The organism is Azospirillum cavernae, from assembly GCF_003590795.1.
GTDB lineage: Bacteria > Pseudomonadota > Alphaproteobacteria > Azospirillales > Azospirillaceae > Azospirillum > Azospirillum cavernae.
This window is the reverse complement of sequence record NZ_QYUL01000002.1, coordinates 148,385-167,414: the sequence shown is the minus strand read 5'-3', so window position 1 is coordinate 167,414 and position 19,030 is coordinate 148,385. Positions and strand designations below refer to the sequence as shown.

Sequence of the window (19,030 nt, the reverse complement as noted above, 5' to 3'; positions counted from 1 at the left end):
TCGTCGCCGCGCCTTTTCTTTTTGCGGAGACAGGGCATGCCGGAACTGGTCAACGGGGTGTGGGTCAAGGGCGACGTCGCCGCCAGCGAGATCAAGAACGGCGCCTTTCACCGGGAGCCGACCCGCTTTCGCGGCTGGATCACCCCGACGGGCGAACCGGACGAGCGAGGCGAGGCGGCGCGTCCGGCCCAACCTGGGCGCTATCACCTCTATGTCTCCTATCTCTGCCCGTGGGCCTCGCGCACCCTGATCGTCCGCGCGCTGAAGGGGTTGGACGACATCGTCGGCGTCTCGGTGTCCAGCCCGGTGCTGGGCGAGGATGGTTGGACCTACCCGACCGACGAGGACGCCGGGCCAGCCCTGCCGCGTTTCCGCCATCAGCACCAGCTCTACACCACCAGCGATCCGACCTACAGCGGCAAGGTTTCGGTGCCGGTCCTGTGGGATCGCCAGGACGGACGCATCGTCAACAACGAATCCGCCGACATCATCCGCATCCTGAACAGCGCCTTTGACGGGCTGACCGGCAACCGGCTGGATCTGTACCCTGTGGCCCTGCGCGCCGAGATCGATTCCTGGAACGGGCTGATTTACGAGACCGTCAACAACGGCGTCTACCGCTGCGGCTTCGCCAAGACGCAGAGCAGCTACGACGACGCCTTCGACGCGCTGTTCGCCACGCTCGCCCGGCTGGAGGATCATCTGTCGCGCAACCGCTATCTGGTCGGCGAATGGCTGACGGAAGCGGATTGGCGGCTGTTCGTCACGTTGGTCCGTTTCGACGCCGCCTATCACGGCGCCTTCAAATGCAACCTCCACCGCATCGCCGATTGCCCGAACCTGTCGGGCTATCTGCGCGAGTTGCACCAATGGCCGGGCGTCGCCGACACGGTGAAGATCGCCGACATCAAGGCCGGTTATTACTCCATCGCCACGGTCAACCCGACCGGCATCGTGCCCAAGGGGCCAATCCTGGATTTCACCAGCCCGCACGGGCGCGACCATTTGCCCGGTCAAGGGATCCTCACGCGCGGGTGACGGCGGGAGTGGCGGCGTTTCCGCCATAGCCACGGCTTTCCCTTTTCCCCTATTCTGGCGTCCCGCCCACCTCAAGCGCCCCGTCGCCAAGGTCCAAGGACGCCGCCATGGCCACCGTCGCCGAAGCCCTTGCCGTCGCTGCCGACCATCACCAGTCCGGGCGCTTGGCGGAGGCGGAAACCCTCTACCGGCGGATCCTCGACATCGACCCGGACAACGCCGGGGCGCTGCATCTGTTCGGCGTGCTCGCGGCGCAGTGCGGGGCCTTCGCCATGGCGGTCGAACTGATCGGGCGGGCCATCGGCCAGAATCCCGGCGTCGCCGAGTACCACCGCCACCACGCCATGGCGCTCGACCGGCTGGGGAACACGCAGGACGCGGCGGACGCCTACGGTCGCGCCGCCGATCTCGCCCCCGACCACGCCGACAGCCAATTCAACCACGGCGTTCTGCTCGACCGGCTGGGCCAACGGGCGGCAGCGGCGGCGGCCTTCGGGCGGGCGCTGGACGCCAACCCGCGCCACGCGGCGGCGGCCAACAACCGGGGCCTCGCCCTGCGCGCGTTGGGCCGGACGGAGGAGGCCGCCGACAGCTTCGCGCAAGCCGGGCGGGCCGATCCCGGATTCGGCGCGGCGTGGTATCATCAGGCCTTGGCGCTCGCCGCGCTGGGCCGTCTGGACGACAGCGCCGAGGCGCTGCGCCGGGCGGTCGTCGCCGACCCGTCCCTGGTCGGCGCCCATGTCAATCTCGGCAACCGTCTGCCGGAGACCAGCGACGCCGGGCTGCGCCATTACCAGCACGCCCTCGCCCTCGACCCCCGGCAGGCTGGGGCGTGGCGCGGTCTGGCCCAACAACGCCATACGCGCGGCGAGCAGGCAGAGGCCGCCGCCGCCTTCGCCGAGGCCATCCGTCTGGGCGGCGGCGAACCCATCCTGTGGAACGCGCTGGGCACCTGCCGTTTGGCGGCGGGCGACGGCGCGGGCGCCGCGCGGGCCTTCACCCAATGGACCGTCAGCGCGCCCGACGACGCCGAGGCGCAGTTCGCCCTGGCGGTGGCGAGCGCAAAACGCGATCCGTCGCTCGCCGAACGGGCCTATTGCCGCACCACCCGTCTGGCGTGGCGCGACCATCGCCCTTGGGTCAATCTGGCGCTGCTGCGTCTGGCCAACCAGCGCCCGGCGGAGGCGTTGGCGCCGCTGCGGGTGGTGGTGGCGCTGCGCCCGGATCTGGCGGAACCCTATTTCAACCTCGGCCACACGCTGCGCAGCTTGGAGCGGGCGGGGGAGGGGGTGGAGTCGTACCGCCGAGCCTTGCAATTGACGCCCGACGACGTCGGCGCGGCCTTCAACCGGGCGCTGGATTTGCAGGAGCTTGGCCGGATCGACGCGGCGGCGGCGGGCTATCGCCACACGTTGGCGCTCGACCCCACCCATCTCGACGCGCTGTGCAACCTCGCCAGCGTCGTCCGGGCCACGGCCCGTTACGCCGAAGCGACGGCGGGCTATCGCCGGGCGCAAATCCTTCAGCCCGACAGCGTCGCCGCCCACCGCAATCTTCTCTCCTCCATCCTCTATGATCCGGGATGGACGGAGGCCATGCGCTTTGCCGAGCATCGCCGTTTCGAGCGTCTGCACGCTTTGCCGCTCCCCCCGCTGGCCAATCCCTTCGCCAACAGCCGGGAGCCGAACCACCGTTTGCGGGTCGGCTATCTGTCCGCCGATTTCCGCAACCACCCGGTGGCCCGCAATCTGGAGCCGGTGCTGGCCAACCACGATCACCAGCGGTTTGAGATCACCGCCTACGCCCATGTCGCCCGTCCCGACGACGTGACCGAACGCTTCCGGGGCATGATGGATTGCTGGCGCGACGTCGGCGCCTTGAGCGACGCCGAGGTGGCGGAGCGCATCCGCGCCGACGCCATCGACCTGCTGGTGATCGTCGCCGGGCGTTTCGACGCCAACCGCCCGCTGGTCGCCGCCCATCGTGCGGCCCCGGTGCAAATCAGCCTGTATGACGGGGCGACCAGCGGCCTGTCGGCGATGGACTATATCCTCACCGACCGGGTGATGACGCCGCGCGGGCGCTGGGCGGGCGAGGACGCCGAGCGTTTCGCCGAACGCCCGGTTCGCCTGCCGACCCTGTTCGCCTATTCCCCGATCACCGACGCGCCTACGCCGGTTCCGCCGCCATTGCTGACACGGGGATTCGTCACCTTCGGCAGCTTCAACAACCCGGCCAAACAATCGGACGAGGTTTTGGCGCTGTGGGGGCGGCTGTTGCGGGCGGTTCCCGGTTCGCGCCTGGTGCTGAAATACAAAAACCTCTACGCCGCGCCGGACTTGGCCGAGCGCGCCCGCCGGGTGGTCGCGGAGCAAGGCGTCGATCCCGCCCGTGTGCTGACCCCCGGCGCCTTGCAGGACCGCCAGCATCATTTGGCGCTCTATCACGGAATCGACGTCGCCCTCGACCCCTTCCCCTTCTGCGGCGCGACCACCAGCTTTGAAGCCTTGTGGATGGGGGTTCCGGTGGTGACGCTGCCGGGCGGCAACATGATGAGCCGCTGGTCGGCCTCGCTCCTCTCCGCCGTGGGTCTGCCGTCGCTGATCGCCGAGAGCGCCGACGCCTATGTCGGAATCGCCGCCGCTCTGGCCGCCGACCCGGCGCGGTTGAGCGCCCTGCGCGCGGGCCTGCGCGCCCGCGTCGCCGCCGCGCCTTTCCTGAACGGCCCGCATAAGGCCCGGCAGATGGAACGGGTGTACCGGGCGCTGTGGCGGCGGTGGAGCCAAACAGCGTGAACACCGCTTTGACGCGAGTGGCTGACGCTTTGTTGTCGTGCTACTGTCGCGGCTGGTGAGCACACGGATGTTGGAGCCTTTCGTCTGGGACGGCTCTCCACGGCGTGCGCTGTAATCCGGGTGAAGGGGTTGCTGATGACTGGGAAAAAATCCAACGCTTTCGCTCGGCCCGCGACGCCCGCTCGTCCATCTGCGTTGCAACCGCCGCCCACCCGCTTCGGCGCGCCCCCCGTTCAGGCGAAAGCGGGGAAACCAACCGGCTTGGCGCCAGTTCCTCCCCCTTCGCCCGCCCGCTTCGCGGCCCCGACCATCCAAGCAAAACCCAGCGCTCCCAAGCCGCCCGCCCGTCAGAGCGCGGCGGCGGCGCCAATCATCCCGCCGCGCGTTGGCGTTGCCCCCACGCTTCAGGCAAAAGCCAATCACCCGCCCCGCCCAGTTTCCACCGCGCCCTTGCCACCCACCCGCTTTGCCGCTTCGTCCGTCACGTCAAAGCCCGTCGGGTTTCCGCCCCGTTCACCTGTTGGCTCACCCGTTGTGCAGGCCAAGGCCGACGGTCGTCCAGCCAAACCCACCTTTCTTCCGCCACCAAGTGCGGGAAGGCCACAAACCATTCAAAAAATGCAGAGCTTGCCGATCTACAGCCTGAAGAAAACAGAACCGGAGTTTAATCAGCTTTACCGCAATCTTGACACTAAGGAAGCGCAATATTATCAGAATTTCGCCCTCGAAATTCATCAGGAAATCGTAAAGACAAACTCTGGAGCAATGAGTAAAACAAGCCCGTCCGCATTTTCAAAAAATATCCAAGATAGGCTTTGGCAAGTTTTGGAAAATCATCGGGGCATGCATGTCGCCTCTGTTCCCGCTCTGGAAACGGGGTGGAGTGATGTGGTGAAAGGTTACAGCGGGTCGAAAAAAAATGCGGCGCTTTACTCGCATGTTAGAAGCTCGTCAACCTTTAGGGGCGCTCTAGAGGACAGCACAGTGCCATTTGATGATGATATGTACGCTCGACCATATCCCGAGGTTCACCATCTCATCTACAAATCCATTGAGCCAACCTACGCCTATCATCCCTGGAATTTGATGGTGGCGACCCGTGGTGGCACTGATGGGCATGGAAATGCGGTGTTCGGTCAGCACGAAGCGCTTTGGCACACAATCAGCGCCGCTGAGATGCACACGACGCCTGCTGGCGGAAGTTCAATTTATGACACGATGGTTCCAGCGGTCGGGGAAGTTGTCAAGTCATGGGCGGGTCAAACCACATCGCTCTACCCAAGCCAACAACCTGTGCCGTTTTGGTTTAGCGGCACAAGCCTGAACACCGATTATTCAGCGACCCAGCATTACTCAATCGGCAGCACCAAAACGACGTGTGATTACTTCCTTGTAAGTCAGGGGCGAAATTGTCTGCTCAAACCGCAAACGGGCAGCACGCGCTGCGCCAAGCACATTCATTCCCCCTGATGCCCATCAGTCTGCAAAAACTTGATCCTTCACCGCGCCGATCAGGAACTCCTTGTTCCCCTCCGGCCCGGTGATCGGGCTTTCGGTGATGTCCAGCGCGCGCCAGCCGTCCAGACCGTCCAGCCACGCTCGGATGCGGTCGCAGACCTCTTGATGGAGTTCGGGTTCGCGGACCACGCCGCCTTTGCCGACGCGGCCCTTGCCGACCTCGAATTGCGGTTTGATGAGGGCGACCAGACGACCGCCGGGAACCACCAGGGCCAGCGCCGCCGGGAGAACCACCTCCAGCCCGATGAAGCTGGCGTCGCACACCACCAGATCGACCGGATCGGGGATCTCGGCGCTGGTCAGACGCCGCGCGTTGGTTTTTTCCAGCACCACGACGCGGGGATCGGTGCGGAGCTTCCAGGCCAATTGCCCATGGCCGACATCGACGGCGAAGACCTTGGCGGCCCCGCGCGTCAGCAGCACGTCGGTGAAACCGCCGGTGGACGCGCCGACGTCCACAGCGGTTAGCCCGGTCGGGTCGATGGCGAAGACGTCCAGCCCCTTGACCAGCTTCAGCCCGCCGCGCGACACCCAGGGGTGATCCTGCCCTTTCAGCGCCAGCGGCGCGTCTTCGGCCAGCAGGTCGCCCGCCTTGTCGATGCGCTTGGTGTCGGAATAGACCAGCCCGGCGAGAATCAGCGCCTGCGCCTTGGCCCGGCTGTCCACCAACCCGCGCTCCACCAGCGCCACATCGGCCCGCAGCTTCGCCATCTTACGCTCGCGCCGCCGCGTTTTCGAGGCCCAGCGCTTGCACGGCGGTCGCCACGATGTGGCGCGCGGTCAGGCCCGCCGCCTCATACTGCTTGGCGGGCGAATCATGGTCGAGATAGAGGTCGGGCAGCACCATCGGGCGGATCTTCAAACCGCGATCCAACAGGCCGGACGTCGCCAGAAACTGCAACACGAAGCTGCCGAATCCGCCGACCGAGCCTTCCTCGATGGTGATGAGCACCTCATGCTCGCAGGCCAGACGGCGGACCAGATCCTCGTCCAGCGGCTTGGCGAAACGGGCGTCGGCCAGCGTGGTGGACAGGCCGCGCGCGGCCAATTCCGCCGCCGCCTTGCGGGCCTCGGCCAGACGTCCGCCATAGCTGAGGATGGCGACCTTGCTTCCCTCTTGCAGGATGCGGCCCTTGCCGAGCGGCAGCACGGACCCGCGTTCCGGCATCTCCAGCCCCACGCCTTCGCCGCGCGGGTAGCGCAGGGCCGACGCGCGGTCGTCGATGGCGGCTTGGGTAGCAACCATGTGCATCAGATCGACCTCGTCCGCCGCCGCCATCAGCACGATGTCGGGCAGGCAGCCGAGATAGGCGACGTCAAAGGCCCCGGCGTGCGTCGCCCCATCCGACCCCACCAACCCGGCGCGGTCGAGCGCGAAGCGCACCGGCAGATGCTGCAACACCACGTCGTGGATCACTTGATCGTAGGCGCGTTGCAGAAAGGTGGAGTAGATGGCGCAAAAGGGCTTGAACCCCTCCGTCGCCATTCCGGCGGCGAAGGTCACGGCGTGTTGTTCGGCGATGCCGACGTCGAAACAGCGGTCCGGGAAGCGCTCGGCGAACAGATCCAGCCCGGTGCCTGAGGGCATCGCCGCGTTGATGGCGACGATGCTGGGATCGGCTTCGGCCTCTTTGATGAGCGATTGGGCGAAGACGCGGGTGAAGGTCGGGGCGTTGGATTTTGGTTTGGCCTGCGCGCCGGTGACGACGTCGAACTTGGCCACCGCGTGCAGCTTGTCCGCCGAGGCTTCCGCCGGGCCGTAGCCCTTGCCCTTTTTGGTGACGACGTGGATCAGCACCGGCTTGCCGTCGTCGGCGTCCCGCACATTCTGCAAAACCGGCAGCAGATGGTCCAGATTGTGACCGTCGATCGGGCCGATGTAATAGAATCCCAGCTCCTCGAACAGCGTGCCGCCCGTGACCATGCCGCGCGCGTATTCCTCCGCCCGGCGGGCGACGTTGCGCAGCGGGCGCGGCAACTGATCGGCGATCTCCTTGGCGAGATGGCGCAGGCTGAGATAGGGCTTGGACGAAATCAGGCGCGACAGATAGGCGCTCATTGCGCCGACCGGCGGGGCGATGGACATGTCGTTGTCGTTCAGCACCACGATCAAGCGCGATTTGGTCGAGGCGGCGTTGTTCATCGCCTCATAGGCCATGCCCGCGCTCATCGCGCCGTCGCCGATCACGGCGATGACGTTGCGCCGCTCCCCCTTCATGACGCTGGCCACCGCCATGCCCAACCCGGCGGAGATGGAGGTGGAGCTGTGACCGGCCCCGAACGGGTCGTATTCGCTTTCGGTCCGCTTGGTGAAGCCGCTGAGGCCGTCGCCCATGCGCAGGGTGCGGATGCGGTCGCGCCGTCCGGTCAGGATCTTGTGCGGGTAGCATTGATGGCCGACGTCCCAGATCAACCGATCATAGGGCGTGTCGAACACGTAATGCAGGGCGGCGGTCAACTCAACCACGCCCAGCCCGGCCCCCAGATGGCCGCCCGTCACCGACACGGCGGCGATGGTTTCGGTGCGCAATTCGTCAGCGAATTGCCGAAGCTGTTCGGGCTTGAGCGTCCGCAGATGGGCCGGAGTCGGGCACAGGTCGAGCAGCGGGGTTTTGGTGACGGTCACGTCGGTTGTTCCTCCGCTCAGGCGCGCCGCGCGACGACGAATTCGGCGACCGCCTTCAACAGATGGGCGCGACCCTCGAAAATGTCCAAATGCGCCACGGCTTGCCCGGCCAGCATGTCGGCCTGGGCGCGGGCGCGGTCACGGCCCAGAATGGAGACGAAGGTCGCCTTCCCGGCCTCGGCGTCGCGCCCGACGCTTTTGCCGGTTTCCGCCTCGGTCCCCTCGACGTCCAACAGATCATCGACGATCTGGAAGGCCAACCCCAAATCATGGGCGTAGGCGCGCAGGGCGGCGCGTTGCGGCGGCGGCGCCTTGCCCAGAATTCCCCCGGCTTCGCAGGAAAAGGCGATCATCTCGCCGGTCTTCATGCGTTGCAGGCGGGTGGTGGTCCCCAGATCGAAGGCTTCGCGTTCGGCGATCAAATCCAGCATCTGGCCGCCAACCATGCCGTGACCGCCCGCCGCCTTGGCCAGCGCCGCGACCAACTGGCAGCGGATGTTGGGATCCTCATGCGTCGCGTGATCGGCCAACAGCTCGAACGCCAGGGTCAACAGGCCGTCGCCCGCCAGAATGGCGGTCGCCTCGTCAAACGCCTTGTGGCAGGTCGGCTTGCCGCGCCGCAGGTCGGAATCGTCCATCGCCGGAAGATCGTCGTGGATCAGCGAATAGCTGTGGACCATCTCCACCGCCGCCGCGACGCGCACGGCGCAATCGGGGTTGACGCCGAACAGATCGGCCGATTGCAGGACCAGAAAGGGCCGCAGCCGCTTGCCGCCATTCAGGCAGCCATAGCGCATGGCGTCGAACACCCGCGCCTCGGCCAGATCGGTGGAGGGCAGCAAACGACCGATGGTGTCTTCGACGGCCTGCGCGCAATCGGCCATCGCCTGTTTCAAAATGGTCTGCACGTCAGTCAATCCGGGCGGGTTCGGCGCCGATGGTTCCATCGGCGCTCACGGTGATGCGGTCGATCTTGGCCTGGGCGTCGCGCAGTTTGGCTTCGCAATGGCGTTTCAGGGCGGTGCCGCGCTCGTAGGACGAAATGGCGTCGTCGAGTTTGCCGCGCCCTTCTTCAAGCTGGCGGACGATCCGTTCCAACTCGGCCAGGGCATCCTCGAAGCTGAGGGCGGCGATGTCCGGCGGAACGGAGGCCGAAGACGGGGCGGAGGCGATCATCGAAGAAGAGGACATGGCTGAACCGTGGTGAACCTGCGTTGGCGAAGTTAGGCTCCCCCTTCGTCCGGCGCAAGACCCGTGGCGGTTCGCCGTCCTGTCCACAGGGCGCGGAGGGCCGCTTTGCGGGCGGCCTCACCCCGTCAGCAATACATCAACTCGCGCACATGGGCCGCGCTGGCCGAGGCCAAAGCGCGCAGGTTGTAGCCGCCTTCCAACACCGAAACGATGCGGGCGCCGCAATGGGTGCGGGCCAATTCGCCCAGCTTGCGGGTGGCCCAGACGAAATCATCGTCAATGAAGTGCAGCCCCGCCATCGGATCGCGCGAATGGGCGTCGAATCCCGCCGAGATGATGAGCAAATCCGGTTTGAAATGGTCGATGGCGGGCAAGACGATGTGGGTCATCGCGTGGCGGAATTCCGGCGATCCAGCCATGGCGGGCAGGGGAGCGTTGACGCAGTTGCCATATTCGCCCTTTTCACCCGCGTCGCCGGTGCCGGGATAGAGCGGCGACTGGTGGGTCGAGCAATAGAGCATGTCGGGATCGTGCTGGAAAATATCCTGGGTGCCGTTGCCATGGTGAACGTCGAAATCCATGACGGCGACCCGTTGCAAGCCATGGGCGGCCCGCGCGTGGAAGGCGCCGACGGCGGCGTTGTTGAACAGGCAGAAGCCCATCGGCTTTTCCCGTTCGGCGTGATGCCCTGGCGGGCGAACGGCGCAAAAGGCGTTGCGCGACTGGCCGGTCGCCACCGAATCCACCGCCGCGACCACCGCGCCCGCCGCGCGCAAGGCGGCCTCGCCCGAACCCGGCGACACCACGGTGTCGCCGTCGATGCCGACATGCTCGGTCGCCGGGATGGCGCTCATCACCCGATCAATGTGTGATTGCGGGTGAGCGCGCAAAAGCTGTTCCACCGTGGCGCGCGGCGCTTCCTGCCGTTCGAGCATGTGGAACTCCTCCGTTTCCAGCGCGGCGAGCACAGCGCGCAAGCGGTCGGAGCATTCCGGGTGGCCAAGACCAGTGTCGTGATCCAGGCAAGCCGCGTGGGTGAACAGGGTGGTGAACATGGCGGTTCGGTCGTTTTTCGTTGGCGTTCAGGACGTTTCCCAACACCATTCTTCCCGCATCGCTGATGAAAGTACAGGTGGAATGCAGGACGATTCGTCACATCCACAACCGGCGCCGATTCCCTTTCGGTTGGGGGTTCGCCGCTGGTTTCAAACGATCCGTTCGATTACGAAATGATAAACCCCATCCCGTTGCCCAGACGACCGCAGCGCGTTTCCGGTCGCCTCGCAAAAGGCCGGGAAATCCTTGACCGCGCCGGGATCGGTCGCCTCGACCGTCAGGGTGTCGCCAATGGCGATGGTCTTCAGCGCCTTGCGCGCGCGCAAGACCGGCAGCGGGCATTGCAAGCCCTTGGCGTCCAACGGGTAATCAGTCATACGGCAAGTTTAACGGAGGTGCCGCCCGCTGTCCACGCGGTCGGCCTGCCCCGTGGCGGGAAGCCTCCCTGCCGTCTGTCATATGCCGGATATCCACAAGTGGACAAAACCGCTCAAGCATGAATATGATTGAGTACGAAGTATTTTCTTGCTGGACGGCGTTCGCCGCCCGGACATAATCGTTCCGTGGACTGCTCAAGGCGACGACAGCCGATGAAAATTGAGGATTTGCAAGCCAACGCCCGGCGCGCCAGCGCGCTGTTGAAGGCTATGTGCAACGAACGCCGGTTGCTGATTCTCTGTTACCTGAGTCAGGGCGAGCGTTCGGTTGGTGAACTTGAGGATCTCGTGGGGTTGAGCCAGTCGGCCTTGTCGCAGCATCTGGCCCGGCTGCGCCGCGACAAGCTGGTGCGTACCCGCCGCAGCGCACAGAACATCTATTACTCCCTGAACGGGCACGAGGCGCAGACCATCATGGGCACGCTGCACAGCCTCTATTGCGAACCATCCGAAACGATCACGGACGACCACGACGCGACCGAGGCCCCGTCCAACCACGACCACGCCCCGGCTTGAGTCCCTTTTTTGGGGGTTGAGACGGCGATCAACGCCCCGATCAGTCCGCCCAACGCCCCGCCAACGCCGATCCGCCCAGAGCCAGCCATCCGGCGATGAGGGCCGTTCCGCCCAAGGGGGCCGTCATGGCGACCGGCAAGGCCACAGACAAAGCGTTGGCGTAAAGCGTTCCGCAGAACAGCAGCAGGCCGACGACGAACAGCCATCCGGCCAACCGCGCCAGCCCACGCGCCGCGCCGCTGGATCGCCCCACCAGAAGCACGACCGCCAACAGCGCCAGAGCGTGCCAAAGCTGGTATTCCCCGGCCATGCGAAACAACTCCTGCGCGTGCGGCTCCGCCGCCAGCCCATGGCGGGCGTAGGCTCCCGCGCCCACGGCGAAGGCCCCGTTGGCGCTTGCGAAGGCGATCCATCCACGATTGAGCGCTGTCATAAAAAATCCCGTTTCAGGCCTTTGCGGCCGGGCGGCGGCGTCCGCCGATTGGCTGTTGCGAACAGCGGCAAATGTTGGCCCGCAATTTGCTGAGAACAGCTCGCAAAGCCGATTTTGGCGCCGCCACTGTGCGACTCCAGGACCGGATCTGCAACCTGATTTGCATTTTGCCAAAGACCTGCCATGGACGGTGACATTTTGCATCACGGTGCTGCCAAAACCGGGGCCTTGTTCGACCCGGCCACGCTGCTGCGTCTGGCGTCGGCCACGGTCAAACCCGCCGCCGAATCGCGTGGCGTCACCCTGGATCTGGCGGTTCTGCCCGGCACGCCATCCGGTTTGGTGGGGGATGTCGGCGCGGTCGGATCGTTGGTGAACGCCTTGCTGTTCAGCGCCATCGACCACAGCCTGTCTTGCCCGCTGACGTTGCGCCTGTCCGTCCAGTCCGACAGTCCCGATCACGCAGCCTTGCGCATCGCGATGAGCGGGTGTTTCAGCGCGGTCGACGGCTTTGGCCTGGGAGTGGCGCGGCGGCTGGCGGCCGACCGGGGCGCGCGGTTGACCATCGAGCCGCTGCCTGGAAGCGGGCAGACCATTTTTCTGACCATGCCGATTGGACTGCCCACCCGGATGACCGACGCCGAACGGCTGATGAGTTGGGCGCGCACGCGGGGCGGTCGTTTGCTGGTGGTCGATGACAGCGCGACCAACCGGATGGTCACGGCGGGCCTGCTGTCCAAGGTCGGCTTTTCGGTGGAGTTGGCGACCGGCGGAGCGGAGGCGGTGCTCGCCGTCGCCAAATCGGCGGTTCCCCCCGAGGCTGTGTTGATGGACGTCGCCATGCCCGACGTGGACGGCATCGCCGCCACGGAAACCATCCGGTCCTTGACGGGCGACCGGGGCCGGATCCCGATCATCGCCGTCACCGCCAACGCCCAGCCCGAAGACCGCAGCCGTTGTCTGGCGGCGGGGATGAACGATTACGTCACCAAGCCGGTGCGGCGGGCCGACCTTCTGGCCGCTCTGGAACGCTGGCTGACCCCGCCCAGTTGAGCGGGGCCGCCGCCTAAGCAGGTTTTCCAAACTCCGCCCACATATGGGCGGGCTTGGAAAACCTGCAAAACAGAGAGTCCGCAGGTTTCTCCAGGCCGGGCCATGCGTGGCCCGATCTGGAGAAACCTGCTTAGCGGTCAGAAGGACGAGTTCGGCTCCAGCAGGAAAGCCGCTTCCTCCGGCGTCGAGTCCCGGCCCAGAATGGCGTTGCGGTGGGGAAAGCGCCCGAATCGTTCGATCACCGCCCGGTGCCGGTTGGCATAGTCAACGGTCACGGCGTCGCCCACCCGTTCGGTGAACAGCGCGACGGAGCGGTTCTGGCTGTCCATATCCTCGTGATGCTCCAACGGCAGATACAGGAAGATCCGCTCGTCCGTCGTGCATTCCAGATCAAAACCATTGGCCAGCGCGTGTTCGGCGACGGCGCGGGCCTTGGCGTCGGTGGCGAAGCTGCGCGGATCGCCCCGGAAGATGTTGCGCGGAACTTGATCGAGCAGGATGCACAGGGCCAGACAGCCGTCCACATCCTCCATCCAGGAATCACAATCGCCGCGCGCGGCGGCGGCGTGTGGTTCGCCCAGCGTGTCGGCGACCGCGCGGTCGAAACTGTCCGACTTGCGGAACCAATAGGGCTTCATCGCGTCGTCGAACCAAAAATCCACGATCTCGTCGATCAGACTGTCCACCATCGCCGTTCCTCGCTCTCAAGCCCGACAGACCCTGTTCCCCAAAACCAAACAGGGCGCCCGAAGGGGCGCCCTGTCCAGTCGAAAATCACACCAGCGAAACAGACCGCTTAGTGCAGCGTGCTCCACAGCTTGCGCTTGGACGCGTACATCAGACCGGCCAGCACGAGCAGGAACAGGATGACCTTGACGCCCATTTGCTTGCGCTCGTCAAGGTGCGGTTCCGCCACGAAGGTGAGGAAGGTCGACACGTCCTTGGCTTCCTGCTCCACCGTCGCCTTCGTGCCGTCGGCGTAGGTCACGCCGTCGGGTTGAAGGATGTTCGGCATGCCGACCTGATGGCCGGGGAACACCTTGTTGTAATTCATGCCCGGCATCAGGTTGACGCCAGCGGGCGCCGGATCCTCAAAGCCGGTCAGGAAGCTGTAGATGTAGTCTTCGCCGCCAACGCGAGCCTTGGCGATCAGCGACAGATCCGGCGGCAGCGCGCCGTTGTTCGCCGCGCGGGCCGCGTTGTCGTTGGGGAAGGGCGAGGGGAAGCGGTCGGCCGGCAGGCCGGGGCGCATGAACATCTCGCCCGCGTCGTTCGGACCGGCCTGGACTTCGTAACCGGCGGCCAGAGCCTTCAGCTCGTCATCCTTGAAGCCGATGCCCGCCAGCGTGCGGATCGGGACCAGACGCATCGAATGGCAGGCCGAGCAGACTTCCTTGTAAACCTGGAAGCCACGCTGCGCCGCCGCCTTGTCGATGGTGCCGAACACGCCGGAATGCGGCCAGTTCTGCTTGTCGAGATGAACGGCTTCCGACGCCTGCGCGGCCCCGGCGAGGCCGAGAGCCAGCGCCGCTGAGAGGATTGCAGTCTTCAACGCGCGCATCAGGCCTTCTCCATCGGCTTGGCGTGGGCACCGCCCTTCAAAACGGCTTCGCTGATGCTGTTGGGGAGCGGCAAAGGCCGTTCCAGCTTGCCCAACACCGGCAGCAAAACCAGGAAATGGAAGAAGTAGTAGAAGGTGCCGATCCGAGCGATCAGCAGCCACGACCCTTCAGCGGGCATGGCGCCGGCGTAGCCGAGCACCAGACCGTCGATGGCCAGGATCCAGAAGAACTGGCGGTAGATCGGACGGAACTTGCAGCTCCGCACCTTCGACGTGTCGAGCCACGGCAGAACCAGCAGCAGCGCGATGGAGCCGAACATGGCGATGACGCCGCCCAGCTTGTCGGGGATCGCGCGCAGGATGGCGTAGAAGGGCAGGAAGTACCATTCCGGCACGATGTGCGCGGGCGTCACCAACGGGTTCGCCGGGATGTAGTTGTCCGGGTGGCCCATGTAGTTCGGCATGAAGAACACGAACGCCGCGAACACGATGAAGAACACGACGACGGCGAAGCCGTCCTTCAGCGTGACGTACGGGTTGAACGGAACCGTGTCCTGCGGACCCTTCGGCTCAATGCCGAGCGGGTTGTTCGAGCCGCAGACATGCAGCGCCGCCGTGTGCAGGATCACCAGACCCAGCAGCACGAAGGGCAGCAGGAAATGCAGCGCGAAGAAGCGGTTCAGCGTCGGGTTGTCGACCGAGAAACCGCCCCACAGCAGCGTGACGATGGGGTCGCCCACGATCGGGAAGGCCGAGAACAGGTTCGTGATGACGGTCGCGCCCCAGAAGCTCATCTGGCCCCACGGCAGCACGTAGCCCATGAAGGCGGTGCCCATCATGACGAGGAAGATGATGACGCCCAGGATCCACAGAATCTCGCGCGGCGCCTTGTAGGAGCCGTAATAGAGACCACGGAACATGTGGATGTAGACGGCGATGAAGAACATCGACGCGCCATTCGCGTGGACGTAGCGCAGCAGCCAGCCGTAATTCACGTCGCGCATGATGCGCTCGACCGAATCAAAGGCCAGCGAGGTGTGCGAGGAATATTGCATCGCCAGGAACAGGCCGGTGGCGATCATCACCACCAGCATGATTCCGGCGATCGCGCCGAACGCCCACAGATAGTTGACGTTCCGGGGCATCGGGTAGTGGTTGTACTCGTGATCCAGCATCGTGAAGATCGGCAGACGGCTGTCGATCCAGTTCACGAGTGGATTCTTGAATTTCGAGGCTTGAGCCTGAGCCATTCTCGGGGTCTCCAGAACCTTGGTGCCGCTCAACCGAGCCGGATCTTGGTATCGCTCGTGAAAGCGTACGGCGGAAGGACGAGGTTGGCGGGGGCCGGACCCTTGCGGATGCGCCCAGCGGTGTCGTAGTGCGAACCGTGGCAAGGGCAGAACCAGCCATCGAAGTCGCCGCGCGGGTCGGTGACTTTCTGCCCCAGCGGGACGCAGCCCAGATGCGTGCAGATGCCGACGACGATCAGCCATTCCGGCTTCTTCACGCGGGATTCGTCGGACGCCGGGTCGCGCAGGTCGCCGAGATTGACCGTCTTGGCCTCCTCGATTTCCTTGGCGTTGCGGTGACGGACGAACACCGGCTTGCCGCGCCAGGTCACGGTGATGGCCTGGCCTTCGGCGACCGGGGCGAGATCAACGTCGATGGACGCCAGCGCCAGGGTGTCGGCGGCCGGGTTCATGCTGCTGATGAAGGGCCATGCCGCCGAAGCGGCTCCGACAACGCCAACCGCGCCGGTGGCAAGGTACAGAAAGTCGCGGCGGGTGGAACCGTCGCCGGAGGCCGCGTGGCCACCCGTCCCGGGCGGATGCGTGGTCTGAGCCATAAGCCTGTTTCTCCTCAAGGCATGCCCGACGTGCGCAAATCCACGCCGGACGACCGATGGACCGTTCTGTAGCACGACTTGACGGGCTTGTCCGCCGGGTGGATGAACCTTGTGGGCATGCCGCGTCGTCCCAGAGCCTATGACTCTGGTGTTTCGGGGTTGCGGTATACCGTCGCGACGCCCACTTGAAAAGGCTTTGTCGCCGGACATGGTGTCGCGCGCTGCATCGCAACATTAGTTTGTGAACATAACAAAGCGTTTTCCATAGGATTCCCCATGCGACTCGTCCTGTTTGAACCCGACATTCCGCAGAACACTGGCACGCTGATGCGGCTGGCGGCGGGGTTGGGGCTGCCGCTCGACCTCATCGAACCCTGCGGATTCGTTTTGGACGACCGGCGGCTGCGTCGGGCCGGGATGGATTACCTCGACCATCTAACCTGGATCCGCCACAGCTCTTGGGAAGCCTACGCCGCCAGTCCGCAGGCCGGGCGTCTGGTGCTGCTGACCACGCGCGCGGCCCAGCCCTACACATCCTTCGCCTTTGCCCCCGACGACCGCATTCTCGTGGGGCGGGAAAGCGCCGGGGTGCCGGACGCGGTTCACGACGCCGCCGACGCCCGTCTGGTCATTCCGCTTTGCCCGCCCGCCCGCTCCTTGAACGTTGCGATCAGCGCGGCGATGGTGTTGGGTGAGGCGCTGCGGCAAACCGCCTCACCCGATGTCGCCGCAGCCAATCTCGCCGCCCACGCCGCAGCCACGAGCACGCCATGACCGCCGCCGCCCCAACCGACTCCGTCGCGCCCGATTCCGCCCTCGTTGAAGCCCGCAAGGCCCGCGCCGTCGCCTGGTTCGCCAGCCTGCGCGACCGCATTTGCGCCGGGTTCGAGGCGCTGGAGGACGAGTTGACCGGCACGCACGCCGATCTTCCGCCGGGCCGGTTCGAGCGGAAAAGCTGGACCCGCCCCGACCATGCGGGCGGGGAGGGCGGCGGCGGCACGATGGCGGTGATGAAGGGCCGGGTGTTCGAGAAGGTCGGCGTCAACATCTCCGTCGTGCACGGCGTCTTCAGCCCGGAATTCCGCGCCACCATCCCCGGCGCGGCGGAAACTGGCGAATTCTGGGCGGCGGGCATCAGTCTGGTGGCGCACATGCGCTCGCCCCTGGTCCCGGCCACCCACATGAACACCCGCCATCTGGTGACGACCAAGGGCTGGTTCGGCGGCGGCGCCGACCTGACGCCGATGGTCGCCGACGATCAGGACACGGCGGATTTCCACGCCGGGCTGAAAGGGGCCTGCGACCGCCACGACTCGGGCTATTACCCGAAATACAAGGAATGGTGCGACCGCTACTTCTTCCTGCCGCACCGCAACGAGACGCGCGGCGTCGGCGGCATTTTCTTCGACGGCCTCGATTCGGGCGATTGGGAGGCGGATTTCGCCTTCACCCAGGACGTCGGCGGGGCCTTTTTCGACAGCTACGCCGCGCTGGTCCGCCGCCACATGAACCGCCCCTGGACGCCGGAACAGCGCGAACACCAGTTGGTGCGCCGGGGCCGCTACGTCGAATTCAACCTGCTCTATGACCGGGGCACCACCTTTGGCTTGAAGACCGGCGGCAACACCGAAGCCATCCTGATGAGCCTGCCGCCGGAGGTGAAATGGCCGTAAGGGTCAGGCGCCCATAAGCCCCCGCGCCGCTTCCAGGCAGGCGGCGCGATCCGCCTGGAAATCCCCGGCGATCCACCACGCCTCAATCCGTTTCAGCAGCGCCCCCAGCGCCGGGCCGCGCTCCACCCCCAAGGCCAGCAAATCGCGGCCCGCGATGGGCAGGCGCAGGCTCGGCAAATCCTCGGCCACCGCCAGAGCGGCGCGCAAAGCGGCGAGGTCGAGCGGGCCGGGCGCATCCGCCGCCGCCAGCAGAACAAGATCCCGGTAAAGCGCCGCGTCGCCGATGCGGTAGAGCGCTTGGCGCAGCGTCGTCCGGTCATCGGTCGCCGACAGCGCCATTGGCGGTTCGCTCAAGGCCGTCAGCCGGTCGCGCTCGACGTTCGACAGGCGCAGCGTTTCCGCCACCCGCAAGGCGGCGGCGCGGTCGCCGACCAGCACGGCGGCCAGACGGCGGGTCGGGTCGGGCGGAACGTCCGCGTCACGCTCCAGCCGGGCCAGACGGTCCAAGCGGGCGGTGTCGGTCGCCGTGGGCAGCAGATGGACCATCACCCCTTGGTCGATCATCAGCCGCCAGACCGGCGCCGCGTTGGGCGCGGTCAGCAGGCGGAACAACTCGCCGCGCACCCGCTCCCCCGACAGGGTCGGCAGGCGGGGGGCCAGCGCCACGCAGGCGGCCAGCGCCTCGGCGTCCGGGGCGCCGCGCCCGTAATGGGCGTAGAAACGGAAGAAGCGCAGCAGCCGCAACACGTCCTCCGTCACGCGGCGCACGGCGTCGCCGACGAAGCGCACCCGTCCCGCCGCCAGATCGGCCAAACCGCCAAAGGGATCGTGGATCAGCCCATCGGCGGTGCAGCTCAGCGCGTTCATCGTCAGATCGCGCCGGGCGGCGTCCTCCACCCAATCGTCGGTGAAGGCGACGCGGGCGTGACGGCCAAAGCTTTCGACGTCGCGGCGCAGGGTGGTGATTTCATAGGGCTTGCCGCCGGACAGCGCCGTCACCGTGCCATGGGCGATGCCGGTCGGGATGGCGCGCAGACCGGCGGCGGTCAACAGCTCCATCACCCGTTCGGGCGGGGCGTGGGTGGCGATGTCGATGTCCTTCACCGCTCGTCCCAACCACGCGTCGCGCACGCAGCCGCCGACAAAGCGCGCGTCGGCTCCCCCGGCGGCGAGCGCAGCGAACACCGCCCGGCTTTCGGGCGCGGTCATCCAGGGTTGGGGCGCAAGGCGGGCGGCGGCGGTCATGGCGGGACGTTACGCGGAGTTCCATCGCTTCGGCAATGGGGC

Annotated in this window: 19 protein-coding genes; 7 read left to right on the top strand and 12 right to left on the bottom strand. The window is 66.1% G+C overall.

Going from position 1 to position 19,030, the window contains the following annotated elements; translation table 11 throughout:
• Positions 1-36 precede the first annotated feature (36 nt).
• The 3 genes from D3877_RS12205 to D3877_RS29400 all read left to right on the top strand — a co-directional run bounded on the left by D3877_RS12205 (position 37) and on the right by D3877_RS29400 (position 5,303).
• A complete protein-coding gene (locus D3877_RS12205) occupies positions 37-1,038 on the top strand; it encodes a glutathione S-transferase family protein (protein WP_119831080.1) in 1,002 nt (333 codons plus the stop codon).
• Positions 1,039-1,145: 107 nt separating this feature from the next.
• The gene (locus D3877_RS12200; RefSeq protein ID WP_119831079.1) at positions 1,146-3,833 is read left to right on the top strand and encodes a tetratricopeptide repeat protein; all 2,688 of its coding nucleotides are present in this window, start codon (positions 1,146-1,148) and stop codon (positions 3,831-3,833) included.
• Positions 3,834-4,367: 534 nt separating this feature from the next.
• The gene (locus D3877_RS29400) at positions 4,368-5,303 is read left to right on the top strand and encodes a hypothetical protein (RefSeq protein WP_147395178.1); all 936 of its coding nucleotides are present in this window, start codon (positions 4,368-4,370) and stop codon (positions 5,301-5,303) included.
• A gap of 6 nt (positions 5,304-5,309) precedes the next feature.
• Here D3877_RS29400 and D3877_RS12195 read toward each other — a convergent pair whose 3' ends face one another.
• The 6 genes from D3877_RS12195 to D3877_RS12170 form a co-directional block, all read right to left on the bottom strand.
• A complete protein-coding gene (locus D3877_RS12195) occupies positions 5,310-6,062 on the bottom strand; it encodes a TlyA family RNA methyltransferase (protein WP_119831078.1) in 753 nt (250 codons plus the stop codon).
• A 1-nt stretch (position 6,063) separates the two neighbouring features.
• A complete protein-coding gene (dxs, locus tag D3877_RS12190; RefSeq protein ID WP_119831077.1) occupies positions 6,064-7,977 on the bottom strand; it encodes a 1-deoxy-D-xylulose-5-phosphate synthase in 1,914 nt (637 codons plus the stop codon).
• Between the two features lie 17 nt (positions 7,978-7,994).
• Positions 7,995-8,924: a polyprenyl synthetase family protein gene (locus D3877_RS12185; protein ID WP_119831076.1), complete on the bottom strand. Its 930-nt coding sequence runs from the start codon at positions 8,922-8,924 to the stop codon at positions 7,995-7,997.
• A complete protein-coding gene (locus tag D3877_RS12180; protein ID WP_238474866.1) occupies positions 8,887-9,168 on the bottom strand; it encodes an exodeoxyribonuclease VII small subunit in 282 nt (93 codons plus the stop codon). The genes D3877_RS12185 and D3877_RS12180 overlap by 38 nt, the downstream gene beginning before the upstream one ends.
• Before the next feature lie 125 nt (positions 9,169-9,293).
• Complete coding sequence (locus D3877_RS12175; RefSeq protein ID WP_119831075.1) at positions 9,294-10,223, bottom strand: histone deacetylase family protein; 930 nt, start codon at positions 10,221-10,223, stop codon at positions 9,294-9,296.
• Between the two features lie 150 nt (positions 10,224-10,373).
• Complete coding sequence (locus D3877_RS12170; RefSeq protein WP_119831074.1) at positions 10,374-10,601, bottom strand: sulfurtransferase TusA family protein; 228 nt, start codon at positions 10,599-10,601, stop codon at positions 10,374-10,376.
• 213 nt (positions 10,602-10,814) lie between these two features.
• On the opposite strand from D3877_RS12170, the gene D3877_RS12165 reads away from it, so the two are divergent.
• Positions 10,815-11,177, top strand: a complete 363-nt coding sequence (locus tag D3877_RS12165; RefSeq protein WP_119831073.1) for an ArsR/SmtB family transcription factor — start codon at positions 10,815-10,817, stop codon at positions 11,175-11,177.
• Positions 11,178-11,217: 40 nt separating this feature from the next.
• Here the strand turns inward: D3877_RS12165 and D3877_RS12160 are convergent, their stop codons facing one another.
• Entirely contained in the window at positions 11,218-11,610 is a 393-nt protein-coding gene (locus D3877_RS12160; protein WP_119831072.1) for a DUF423 domain-containing protein, read from the bottom strand.
• A gap of 183 nt (positions 11,611-11,793) precedes the next feature.
• On the opposite strand from D3877_RS12160, the gene D3877_RS12155 reads away from it, so the two are divergent.
• Positions 11,794-12,663 carry an ATP-binding response regulator gene (locus D3877_RS12155; protein ID WP_119831071.1) on the top strand — a complete coding sequence of 290 codons (870 nt, stop codon included), beginning with the start codon at positions 11,794-11,796 and terminating at the stop codon, positions 12,661-12,663.
• Positions 12,664-12,800: 137 nt separating this feature from the next.
• Here the strand turns inward: D3877_RS12155 and D3877_RS12150 are convergent, their stop codons facing one another.
• The 4 genes from D3877_RS12150 to petA all read right to left on the bottom strand — a co-directional run bounded on the left by D3877_RS12150 (position 12,801) and on the right by petA (position 16,070).
• The gene (locus D3877_RS12150; RefSeq protein WP_119831070.1) at positions 12,801-13,352 is read right to left on the bottom strand and encodes a DUF924 family protein; all 552 of its coding nucleotides are present in this window, start codon (positions 13,350-13,352) and stop codon (positions 12,801-12,803) included.
• A 107-nt stretch (positions 13,353-13,459) separates the two neighbouring features.
• The gene (locus tag D3877_RS12145; protein ID WP_119831069.1) at positions 13,460-14,224 is read right to left on the bottom strand and encodes a cytochrome c1; all 765 of its coding nucleotides are present in this window, start codon (positions 14,222-14,224) and stop codon (positions 13,460-13,462) included.
• Positions 14,224-15,474 (bottom strand): cytochrome b, encoded by a 1,251-nt coding sequence (locus tag D3877_RS12140; RefSeq protein ID WP_119832406.1) that lies wholly within the window; start codon positions 15,472-15,474, stop codon positions 14,224-14,226. The genes D3877_RS12145 and D3877_RS12140 overlap by 1 nt, the downstream gene beginning before the upstream one ends.
• A gap of 29 nt (positions 15,475-15,503) precedes the next feature.
• The gene (petA, locus tag D3877_RS12135) at positions 15,504-16,070 is read right to left on the bottom strand and encodes a ubiquinol-cytochrome c reductase iron-sulfur subunit (RefSeq protein ID WP_119831068.1); all 567 of its coding nucleotides are present in this window, start codon (positions 16,068-16,070) and stop codon (positions 15,504-15,506) included.
• Between the two features lie 276 nt (positions 16,071-16,346).
• Between petA and D3877_RS12130 the strand changes: the two genes are divergently transcribed.
• Positions 16,347-16,844, top strand: coding sequence for a tRNA (cytidine(34)-2'-O)-methyltransferase (locus D3877_RS12130; RefSeq protein ID WP_119831067.1), 498 nt, complete (start codon positions 16,347-16,349; stop codon positions 16,842-16,844).
• On the top strand, positions 16,841-17,743 hold the full coding sequence (gene hemF / locus D3877_RS12125; RefSeq protein WP_119831066.1) for an oxygen-dependent coproporphyrinogen oxidase: 903 nt from the start codon (positions 16,841-16,843) through the stop codon (positions 17,741-17,743). Before D3877_RS12130 ends, hemF begins: the two co-directional genes overlap by 4 nt.
• Positions 17,744-17,746: 3 nt before the next feature.
• Here the strand turns inward: hemF and D3877_RS12120 are convergent, their stop codons facing one another.
• On the bottom strand, positions 17,747-18,988 hold the full coding sequence (locus D3877_RS12120) for a CCA tRNA nucleotidyltransferase (protein ID WP_119831065.1): 1,242 nt from the start codon (positions 18,986-18,988) through the stop codon (positions 17,747-17,749).
• Positions 18,989-19,030: the final 42 nt, after the last annotated feature.

Coding starts and splice junctions, on each gene's coding strand:
- D3877_RS12155 (WP_119831071.1), top strand. CDS start 11,794: ATGGACGGTGACATTTTGCATCACGGTGCTGCCAAAACCGGGGCCTTG.
- D3877_RS12160 (WP_119831072.1), bottom strand. CDS start 11,610: ATGACAGCGCTCAATCGTGGATGGATCGCCTTCGCAAGCGCCAACGGG.
- D3877_RS12165 (WP_119831073.1), top strand. CDS start 10,815: ATGAAAATTGAGGATTTGCAAGCCAACGCCCGGCGCGCCAGCGCGCTG.
- petA (WP_119831068.1), bottom strand. CDS start 16,070: ATGGCTCAGACCACGCATCCGCCCGGGACGGGTGGCCACGCGGCCTCC.
- D3877_RS12140 (WP_119832406.1), bottom strand. CDS start 15,474: ATGGCTCAGGCTCAAGCCTCGAAATTCAAGAATCCACTCGTGAACTGG.
- D3877_RS12120 (WP_119831065.1), bottom strand. CDS start 18,988: ATGACCGCCGCCGCCCGCCTTGCGCCCCAACCCTGGATGACCGCGCCC.
- D3877_RS12180 (WP_238474866.1), bottom strand. CDS start 9,168: ATGTCCTCTTCTTCGATGATCGCCTCCGCCCCGTCTTCGGCCTCCGTT.
- D3877_RS12195 (WP_119831078.1), bottom strand. CDS start 6,062: ATGGCGAAGCTGCGGGCCGATGTGGCGCTGGTGGAGCGCGGGTTGGTG.
- D3877_RS12130 (WP_119831067.1), top strand. CDS start 16,347: ATGCGACTCGTCCTGTTTGAACCCGACATTCCGCAGAACACTGGCACG.
- D3877_RS12205 (WP_119831080.1), top strand. CDS start 37: ATGCCGGAACTGGTCAACGGGGTGTGGGTCAAGGGCGACGTCGCCGCC.
- D3877_RS12200 (WP_119831079.1), top strand. CDS start 1,146: ATGGCCACCGTCGCCGAAGCCCTTGCCGTCGCTGCCGACCATCACCAG.
- D3877_RS12175 (WP_119831075.1), bottom strand. CDS start 10,223: ATGTTCACCACCCTGTTCACCCACGCGGCTTGCCTGGATCACGACACT.
- hemF (WP_119831066.1), top strand. CDS start 16,841: ATGACCGCCGCCGCCCCAACCGACTCCGTCGCGCCCGATTCCGCCCTC.
- D3877_RS12185 (WP_119831076.1), bottom strand. CDS start 8,924: ATGGAACCATCGGCGCCGAACCCGCCCGGATTGACTGACGTGCAGACC.
- D3877_RS12145 (WP_119831069.1), bottom strand. CDS start 14,224: ATGCGCGCGTTGAAGACTGCAATCCTCTCAGCGGCGCTGGCTCTCGGC.
- D3877_RS12170 (WP_119831074.1), bottom strand. CDS start 10,601: ATGACTGATTACCCGTTGGACGCCAAGGGCTTGCAATGCCCGCTGCCG.
- D3877_RS12150 (WP_119831070.1), bottom strand. CDS start 13,352: ATGGTGGACAGTCTGATCGACGAGATCGTGGATTTTTGGTTCGACGAC.